This is a genomic window from Carnobacterium sp. (assembly GCF_032094055.1).
Lineage (GTDB): Bacteria > Bacillota > Bacilli > Lactobacillales > Carnobacteriaceae > Carnobacterium_A.
In genome coordinates this window covers 1-1,622 of the sequence record NZ_DAMDAK010000064.1, presented here as the reverse complement: position 1 = coordinate 1,622, position 1,622 = coordinate 1, and the positions used below count along the sequence as shown (strand labels likewise).

Below are 1,622 nucleotides of genomic sequence, written 5' to 3'. Positions count from 1 at the left end.
TAGCTGAAATATTGAATTTAAAGCCCATGTTGATTCCATCTAGAAATGTTAGCGGACAGAAAATTGAATATATAAACAATCTTTGCTTGCTTTCTAATACTTTCCATAAAATAGCAGAAGAAGTTTATACCACTTCTATAGAAGAATATGGTGAGGTCGCTGAAGGATTTAAAAAAGGTACAGTTGGGAGCAGCACTATGCCGCACAAAATCAATCCTAAGCTATCAAAAGGAATTATAGCAAATTCACAAAAATTATATTCATTAAGTGTGCCGGGCTATTTTTCAGCAGCTAGACCATTTGAGGCTGACAGTACTTCTTATATGTTGTTTGATGGCTTAGTAGAAGAAGCGTTGGAACTAATGACAGAAGTGCTTCTTAGAGCAGAAGAATTGACTGCTGATCTTCAAATAAACAGCAAGAGAATGTACGAAAACGCACAAATCAATAAAGGGTTAGATAACAGTGAATACATTATGATGAAAATAGCTGAAAAAATAGGGAAAGATAAAGCACATGAGCTGGTATACGATATGGCGATGGAAACAGAAATAGGCGGTCAAAATTATTTAGACGTTTTGCTGCAGAATGAATTGATCAGTGACTTGTTTTCTGAAATGGAATTGATTGAACTCTTAGATCCTAAAAGTTATACAGGTTCTTCAGTAGATCTCGCTCATGATTTTTCAAAGAAAGCAAAACAATTATCTAAACAAGTAAGAGCGAAATATGAATAAGGTTGAATTGGCGATATCGGATAGGGATGGGCTTTGTTGGATTTTAAAAATACTATATCTCGTCAGAACATAGAAGTAGTTCAACGTCTCCTGCAAAACGGAATCTGGTTCGAAATTGCTACTGGGAAAAATTACAAAGAAGTAAAGACTTACATTGAGCGTTTTGATTATTCTATTCCAATAATCTCTTTAAATGGAGAAAGAGTGCAGGATGAAAAAAGAGAGATCATTTCGTTATTCTTTTATTACAAATTCGAATGGTGCAAATGGATTAGCGATTGTAATAAATAGAGTTATAAAGTAAGAAGATAAAAAGGCCGTTGAATTTTGCGGCCTTTTTAAGTACGCTTTTTTATTTTTTTAGTTCTTTTATCCCCTTTTCATTTAGTATTTGTATGGTACATTAGGTAGTGACTAGAATGAAATTAAAGGGGAAGATAAGAATGATCAAACTGATTGCGATTGATATGGATGGAACATTGTTAAATGAATCTCATCTAATAACTGAAAAAGTGAAAACGGCTTTGCATGAAGCGATTGAAGCCGGCATAAAAATTGTTTTATGTACTGGAAGACCCTTAAAAGCTATTTATCCTTACCTAGAAGAATTGGAATTGTCTCAAGAAGAAGATTATGTTATTTCGTTAAATGGAACGTTGGTTCAAAAAACCAATACTCAAGAAATCGTCTATAGCCATACTTTATCTCATGAAGATGTAGCGAAGTTAGAAGGATTAAGACAAAAGGATTTGGAAATAAGTTTTTCATACTTCAACGAGAAAGATTACTACTATACAGGAAAGCATTCTGAGATCTTACAGTATGATGCAGATTTATTGGGAATGAAATTGAACTATTTGCCGATACAAGATATTCCGGACGAGT

At 33.5% G+C, this 1,622-nt stretch carries 3 protein-coding genes; all 3 read left to right on the top strand.

The annotated features are described in order from the left end of the window. Positions 1-737: lyase family protein (locus RT405_RS09765; protein WP_313469386.1), on the top strand; the 737-nt coding region annotated here is incomplete at its 5' end. Between the two features lie 36 nt (positions 738-773). Beyond that, a complete protein-coding gene (locus RT405_RS09760; RefSeq protein WP_313469384.1) occupies positions 774-1,028 on the top strand; it encodes an HAD hydrolase family protein in 255 nt (84 codons plus the stop codon). Between the two features lie 152 nt (positions 1,029-1,180). Then, positions 1,181-1,622 (top strand): HAD-IIB family hydrolase (locus RT405_RS09755; protein ID WP_313469382.1); only part of this gene is annotated, 442 nt, incomplete at its 3' end.